At 64.4% G+C, this 6376-nt stretch carries 6 protein-coding genes; 5 read left to right on the top strand and 1 reads right to left on the bottom strand.

Annotated features, from left to right (window positions below):
• Both FOZ70_RS34280 and FOZ70_RS34275 read left to right on the top strand, forming a co-directional pair.
• The coding region (locus FOZ70_RS34280) for a PLP-dependent aminotransferase family protein (RefSeq protein WP_219707672.1) at positions 1-596 on the top strand (596 nt) is incomplete at its 5' end.
• Between the two features lie 292 nt (positions 597-888).
• Positions 889-1389, top strand: coding sequence for an Ohr family peroxiredoxin (locus tag FOZ70_RS34275; RefSeq protein WP_021158227.1), 501 nt, complete (start codon positions 889-891; stop codon positions 1387-1389).
• A 112-nt stretch (positions 1390-1501) separates the two neighbouring features.
• Here FOZ70_RS34275 and FOZ70_RS34270 read toward each other — a convergent pair whose 3' ends face one another.
• Positions 1502-2710 carry an NAD(P)/FAD-dependent oxidoreductase gene (locus tag FOZ70_RS34270; protein ID WP_059555942.1) on the bottom strand — a complete coding sequence of 403 codons (1209 nt, stop codon included), beginning with the start codon at positions 2708-2710 and terminating at the stop codon, positions 1502-1504.
• A gap of 225 nt (positions 2711-2935) precedes the next feature.
• On the opposite strand from FOZ70_RS34270, the gene FOZ70_RS34265 reads away from it, so the two are divergent.
• From FOZ70_RS34265 to FOZ70_RS34255, 3 genes are all read left to right on the top strand, one after another.
• Positions 2936-3937 carry a bestrophin family ion channel gene (locus tag FOZ70_RS34265; RefSeq protein WP_021158225.1) on the top strand — a complete coding sequence of 334 codons (1002 nt, stop codon included), beginning with the start codon at positions 2936-2938 and terminating at the stop codon, positions 3935-3937.
• Between the two features lie 352 nt (positions 3938-4289).
• The gene (locus FOZ70_RS34260; RefSeq protein ID WP_219707671.1) at positions 4290-5294 is read left to right on the top strand and encodes a DedA family protein/thiosulfate sulfurtransferase GlpE; all 1005 of its coding nucleotides are present in this window, start codon (positions 4290-4292) and stop codon (positions 5292-5294) included.
• A 222-nt stretch (positions 5295-5516) separates the two neighbouring features.
• A complete protein-coding gene (locus FOZ70_RS34255; protein WP_059492744.1) occupies positions 5517-6320 on the top strand; it encodes a lipid II flippase Amj family protein in 804 nt (267 codons plus the stop codon).
• Positions 6321-6376: the final 56 nt, after the last annotated feature.

Raw genomic sequence — 6376 nt, 5'->3', positions numbered from 1 at the left:
AGGACGACTACGACAGCGAGTTTCGCTATCTCGGCCGCCCGCTGCAGGCGCTGAAGAGTCTCGACCGGCGGGATCACGTGATCTATTGCAGTACCTTCAGCAAGGCGATGTATCCCGGTTTGCGGCTCGCCTACGCGGTCGTGCCCGAGCGCGCGATAGAGCGTGTCGACCGCGTCGCATGCAGCATGAATGCCGGCTCGCCGACACTGCTGCAGGCCGCCCTGGCGGATTTCATCGAACAGGGGCACTTTGCCCGGCACCTGAAGCGGATGCGTACGCTGTACGGCGAACGGCGCACGCTGATCGTGAACGCCTTGCGGCAGGCATTCGGCGAGCGGCTGATCGTCGAGTTGCCGCCCGGCGGAATCCAGTTCGCGGTGCGGTTCCCGGACGGGCCCGACGGGCCGGTCGACGACGTCGCCGTCGCCGCGCGCGCCCGCGAAGCGGGCCTTGCGATCCTGCCGCTCTCGATCTGGTATACGAACAGCCACACGCAGCAGACGCCGCGCGGGCTCGTCATCGGGTTCGCGAACGTCGTCGATGCGGCCGAAGCGCACCGTCACGCGCACACGCTGCGCGCGTGCCTGGACCGCTGACGCACGGAAATTCGCGGCTGCGCCCGGCGCGCCGGGTTCCGGATTGGTGTCCGACGGGAAACAGACAATCGCCCTGAACGGCCATACCGCCGCCATGTGCACGCCTCTAGCATGGGCACGTCGTTCTTTCGTGGACGAACCAGGAATCAGGCTGCACCGGGCGATTGCCGTATTCGTCACACGATCGCTCGACACCCACCCTTCGCGGCAGACGCAATTCGCGTGGGGCGTGCAACCCCCTTCGCAAGACGTTTCGACCGTCGAAGCGCGTCGCTGAACTCGAGCAGGCATCATGGATGACAAGAAGCTGCAGGCCCCCTCGCTGTCTCTCCTCGACAGGTATCGGGGCCGTGACTTTCAACCCCTTTACACGACGACCGTCACCGTTTCCGGCGGCGAGACGGGACACGGCCGCGCATCCGGCGTGGCCCGCTCCGACGACGGCAATCTCGCGGTCGATCTGCGCCTGCCCGCCGAGTTCGGCGGGCCCGGCAACGGGACCAATCCGGAGCAGTTGTTCGCGGCAGGGTTCGCCGCGTGCTTCCACGGCGCGCTCAATCTGCTCGGGAAACGCGCCGAAATGGAGGCCCCCGAGACGGCCGTGGAAGTGCAGGTGTCGTTCGGCCGCGATCCGATGGACGGTGGCTTTGCATTGCTCGTCGACGTTCGGGTGCGGATGCCGGGCGTCGATCGCAGCGTTGCGGAGGAAATGGTCCGCACCGCCGAGCGCCTGTGCCCGTATGCAAAGATGGCGCGGCAAGGCACCGTCAACATCATGACCGTCGTCGACTGAATCGACGCCTTGCGTGCCGCGGCGGCGTCTTGGTCGCCGATACCTTTCAACCGTCGCCGCGTGCCTGCACGCCCCGCCGCGCATCTCGCGACACACGCGGGGCGCCGTCCGATCAGCCGAACGATGCCAGCGGATTACCCGCTGCCAGCGCGTCGGTGCGATTCGGCGCCGGCGGGTAGATCCACTGAGTGTTGATCATCTGCTTGCGCGCCTTTCCTTCCGCGTGCGTCAGCTTGATCTGCCGATCCCAGCCTTCCGAGTAAACAGCGCCCCACTCGCCAAGGTCGACGCATGTCGCATAGAACGGCTGGCGGTACGTCAGCGTCGGCACACCGATCAGATCCGCGGCCACGTTGTGTCCGCCGAATTGCCCCATCACGATCGCGTGCTGGCACGACATCAATGCATCGTGCCCGTCGTCGTCGCACCGTGCCCGCGCCACGTCTCCCGCCACGAATACGTGCGGTGCGTCGGCGACCCGAAGATCGGCCGTGACCGCGACACGTCCGAGCGCGTCGAGATGCGACGAGACTTGCGCCGCCAGCGGGCTGGCGCGCATTCCGCCTGCCCAGATCACGGTCATCGCTTCGATATGCGTGCCCGATGCGGTGCGAACGCCGTCGGCCGCGATCGACACGACACGCGAACCGAGCACGGCTTCGACGCCCAGCGAATCGAAGGCTTCAGCGACGTGCGGGCGAGGATTGGGCCCGAGATCGGGGCCGATGTCGTCCTGCGCGCCGATCACGACGACACGGCTCTTCGCATCCGGGCCAAACCACTCGCGCAATCGCTTGGGCAACTCGGTGGCGACCTCGATGCCAGTGAAACCGCAGCCGACCACCGCAACGGTATTGCGTGCTGGCGATTCCGGCAGTTTCGCGAGCGTCGCGAAGTGCGCGTCGAGTGCGACCGCGTCCTCGATGCAATCGACGGAGAACGCGTGTTCCGCGAGCCCGGGCACTGGCGGCCTGCTCAGCTTGCTGCCGCTGGTCAGCAACAGCCGGTCGTACGCGATCTGGCGCTTCTCGCCGTCGGCGCAAGCAACACCGACCGTCTTCTCGCGAACGTCGATTTCCTCGACACTGCCCTCGAGAAATTTCACGCCGACGGCATCGAGCAGCGGCAGCAGCGGCGCGGCCATGTGCTGCGGCCCGCTTTCGTACAACCGCGGCCGGATCTGCAATTCCGGCTTCGGGGAAACCAGCGTGATCTCAACGTCACTACTCGTGACGCCGGCGGCGTCGAGTACGCGAGCCGCGCCCAGTGCGCCCCACACGCCGGCAAAACCGGCCCCCACTATCAGGATTTTCTGCGACATGATCATTGCCCTCGGTTGATGTCGACCGCGGCCATCCGCCGCGCGAAATCATCGTAGGGCGATGCGGACGCGCGCAGTAGGTCCGCAACCGTGCCCACGATGTTGCCTGCGCGGCACCAATCGATCGCATGTCACCGGAATCGATAGCAGGCATGATGTGCGGCGAAGTTCGTGCGTTGCTGCCCCCCTTCGTCACCCACCTGAATCGTCGATGAGGCAAATGAAATGCATCTCGGAAGATCGTACAAGCTATCGGAATTCCTGATCTGGACGCGCTGGAAGATCTACGAGCTGCTCATTTTCGGTTCCGTTCCGGTCGTGCTGTACAAGTTCTTTTCGATCACGTGGCTGTCGATCCCCCTGACGATCGTGGTGCTCCTCGGCACCGCCACGTCGTTCATCGTCGGCTTCAAGAACGTCCAGACGTACAACCGTGCAGCGGATGCGCTGGAAATCTGGACCGGCATCCTGAGCAAGAGCCGCCGCTGGGGACAAATTGCGCGCGACTTCGTCGCGGACGAAGAGGTTGCCCGAAAGCTGGTATACCGCCACCTCGCCTGGCTGACCGCGCTGCGATACGACCTGCGTCGCCCGAGGATCTGGGAAAGCACGACCAGACGCTACAACGCGGAGTACCGCCGCTTCTATCGTGTTCCCGAATGGGAAAAGGACATCGGGGAACTGCTGCCCCAATACCTGTCTCCCGCGGAAACGGCGCAGGCGCTGTCGTCCTCCTCCATCACGACATGCGTGCTGAGCCTTCAAGGTACGTCGCTCAAGACGCTTTACCAGGCCGGCCAGCTGAATTCGGGTTTTTACATGGAGCTTCAAAAGACGATCGGGGACTTCGTCGATCTCCAGTCGAGATCGGAGCGATTCAAGAACTTCCCCTATCCGCGCCAGTACGCGACCGTCAGCTCGCTGTTCGTGCGGTTCTTCTGCCTTTCGCTTCCGTTCGGTCTTCTGAACGAATTCAATCGATTGAACGACGGCGTGAGCGGCTTCATGCACGGCAACATGGTATGGCTGGTCGTGCCGTGCAGCGTCGCCGTCTCGTGGATGTATACGTCGCTCGAACAGGTGGGCGAAAGCACCGAGAACCCGTTTGAAGGCGGTGCGAACGATGTGCCCATTTCAACGCTGTGCAGCACGATCGAGCGCGACCTGAAGGCGATGCTCGGAGAACAAGAAAGCGAAGCGTCGAGCCGCACGATCATTGCGCTTTAGGGCGCTCAGCGCCTTTCCGACGCCGCTCGACGCGACTACACGCTGCACGTGCCGCCGTCGATGCCGTCGTTCGAGCCGCATCGCGCTCCCTGCCTGTTTCCTGCTCCGGGCAATCCACCTTTCGTCGATTGTTGTCGCCGAGACAACATGGTGAGGTCCTTCGCGGCGCTACTGCCGCGCGACTACATCGCCTACGCTTGGCGCTGACGGTGGCCGTACATGCTGCCCGATGCGTTCCGGAGCACAGGGACGACACCGCAAGCGCAACGCGCGAAACCACGCGGCAAATCTACGCCGCGTCGCGTCTTCACGCGTCATTGGTCGCGCCGGCAAACGCCTCAAGGAGAGCATCATGATGTCGCATGAATTGATCGCGCGGTACGGCACATGGGTCGTATTCCTGAACGTGCTCGGGTCTTCGCTCGGCCTCCCGTTGCCTGCCATACCGACGTTGATCACGGTAGGTGCTGGCACCGCGCTCGTCGCGCATGTCGGGTCGTCGACGCTGCTGCATTTCCTGACGATACTGGGTGCCGCCGTGATCGGCGGCCTGCTCGGCGATCTGGTCTGGTTCCAGGGAGGCAAACGGTATGGCAAGCGCACGCTTCACACCGTCTGCGGCCTGTCGCCGTCGCGCGAAGCGTGCGTCACGACGACCGAGCGCTTTTTCGGACGCTGGGGCGTTCGCGTGCTCGTCGTGGCACGATTCGTACCCGGCCTTTCGCTCGTTGCCGTTCCGCTCTGCGGTGCGATGGCCGTCCGGGTGCGTGCCTTCGTCCTGCACGATTGCGCCGGCATTGCGCTGTGGGCGTCGATCGGCCTCGCCGTCGGCACGCTGTTCGCGTCGCAGATCGATGCGATCTTCGCGACTGTCGCCCGTCTCGGCTGGCAAGCGCTCGTCGTGATCGGCATCGCCCCGGTGCTGTACTTTCTGTATGGCTACTGCCGCAGGCAGATGATGGCAAATGCGCTCGGGAACGCGCGGATCAGCGCGGGCGAATTGCATGCGCTGCTCGCGAACAAGCCGCGGCCGGCCGTGATCGATATCCGTTCCGCCGAGGGGAGAACGCGCGATCCGTTTGTCATTCCGGGCGCGCTGATCGCCGATGAACACCAGCCCCGCCAGATCATGGAGCGCTATGGAACGAACCGGACGCTGGTCATCTATTGCGCGTGTCCGCACGAAGCGTCTGCCGCATCGGTGGCCAGGCAGTTGCGGCTGTCCGGCGTCAAGCTCGCCTTGCCGCTCACCGGCGGCATCGATGCTTGGCGTGTCGCCGGCTTCGACGTGGAACCGATGATCGCGATGAACGACACGGCAATCGGCGTCGCCGGGCAGCAGCTTTTCACGCAGTGACCGCCATGGCGCCCTCATGCGCCGAAGCAGCGCGTATCGCCCGGCTCGTGCGGCGGGCGACCGAAATCGCCACCACGACTCTTGCTGCCCCGGCTTCGCGCGTCCTCCCGCCCCGACCCCGACGAACCGGGCATTGCGCTCCCGAGACCGTGCGCCGCTCGACAACTGAGCCGGTACTTTGCTCGGGTACACTCATGCCTCCGCCACACGCGCCGTCACAGCATGGACAGTCAGCTTTGGATCATTTGCGGGCTTACATTCGTCATCCATGTGATCGCGACACTGGCCTATGCGGTGCGGATTGCCGGCGTTCGAACGCGCCGGATCGCCTTGTCGTTCTCCTTGTTCGGGATCATCGCGCTGGTTTCCCGGACGGCCAACTCCTTCCAGGGGCCGTTCATCGCGAAACGGGTCGAAATGGATATTGCGCATCGGATGGGCAGCGGGTTGCTCACCGATTTCCGGCTCTTCCTGCTGAGCGCTACCGTGGCGAGCATTGCCGGCGCCTTCCTGATCCCGACTTTCCAGCGTTATTTCAGCCGCGCCGTCGAACATTTCCAGGTGAACCGTTCGATTCCGCGGCTGCTGGTGGACGCCTGCAGTCGCGCCGGCGTCAACTATCTTCGCGTGGGCGCACGATTGCCTTCCCGCCACAACGTCACGCAGCTGACCGCGAGCACCGGCGTGTCCTGGAAAGTCATCGTGCTGAACGTGGCGGCCATGGCGATCTGGACGGTCGGTGTGTTCGCGTCGCTGTATGCGGGTTACCTGAAACCCGACCTGAGGGTGACATGCGCGAACCTGTCGTCCGTCATCAACGGCTTCGCGACCGTGGTGCTGGCCGTCGTCATCGACCCGCAGGTTTCCGTCATGACCGACGATGTCATCGAGGGCCGGATATCGGAAAACAGCTTTCGGCGGGCCATCACGACGCTCGCCGGCGCGCGTGTTCTCGGCACGCTGTGCGCTCAGGCGGCGCTCGTTCCGGCGGCGTGGGTCATCGTCCACGTTGCGGAAATCATTTAACCAGGAATAGTAGTCTGCGGATGCTGTATCGTAAGCACCCACACAGTCGCGCAGAC

The organism is Burkholderia sp. COPS, from assembly GCF_019425585.1.
GTDB classification, from domain to species: domain Bacteria; phylum Pseudomonadota; class Gammaproteobacteria; order Burkholderiales; family Burkholderiaceae; genus Burkholderia; species Burkholderia cepacia.
This window is presented reverse-complemented; position numbering and strand designations above follow the sequence as displayed.

Excerpts from the sequence above, each read along its gene's own strand:
- FOZ70_RS34265 (WP_021158225.1), top strand. The coding sequence starts at position 2,936 with ATGCATCTCGGAAGATCGTACAAGCTATCGGAATTCCTGATCTGGACG.
- FOZ70_RS34275 (WP_021158227.1), top strand. The coding sequence starts at position 889 with ATGGATGACAAGAAGCTGCAGGCCCCCTCGCTGTCTCTCCTCGACAGG.
- FOZ70_RS34270 (WP_059555942.1), bottom strand. The coding sequence starts at position 2,710 with ATGTCGCAGAAAATCCTGATAGTGGGGGCCGGTTTTGCCGGCGTGTGG.
- FOZ70_RS34255 (WP_059492744.1), top strand. The coding sequence starts at position 5,517 with ATGGACAGTCAGCTTTGGATCATTTGCGGGCTTACATTCGTCATCCAT.
- FOZ70_RS34260 (WP_219707671.1), top strand. The coding sequence starts at position 4,290 with ATGATGTCGCATGAATTGATCGCGCGGTACGGCACATGGGTCGTATTC.